The 320-nt window shown below is 47.8% G+C and carries 1 protein-coding gene; it reads right to left on the bottom strand.

Features of this window, described 5'->3' with window-relative positions:
• The coding region (locus JCM17207_RS13800; RefSeq protein ID WP_373871901.1) for an IS3 family transposase at positions 1–299 on the bottom strand (299 nt) is incomplete at its 3' end.
• Positions 300–320 lie beyond the last annotated feature (21 nt).

Below are 320 nucleotides of genomic sequence, written 5' to 3'. Positions count from 1 at the left end.
TCCCTATTCAGCAGATTTTCATATCTGTGAACCTGCTGTCCAAGCTGCTTCCACTGCCTGCGTCTGCGGATTTCAGACAACAAACCGTTGGTTTTCATAATCCTGAGAATCGTTTTGGGATTCCTGGAACAACCGTTTTTGTCCAACCACAGATGCATCCGACGATAGCCGTATGTATTTTTGCACCTCTTCTGCTGCCGGGCGATCTGGTCTATAATCGACTGATTTGGGTTCGGACGGTTCAGATTGTGGGTATAGGCGTAGTACCCACTCCGGGAAACACCAAAGAATTTGCACATCCGCCAAATCGGATACTCTTC

It is taken from the genome of Faecalibacterium gallinarum (assembly GCF_022180365.1).
Lineage (GTDB): Bacteria > Bacillota > Clostridia > Oscillospirales > Ruminococcaceae > Faecalibacterium > Faecalibacterium gallinarum.
This window is presented reverse-complemented; position numbering and strand designations above follow the sequence as displayed.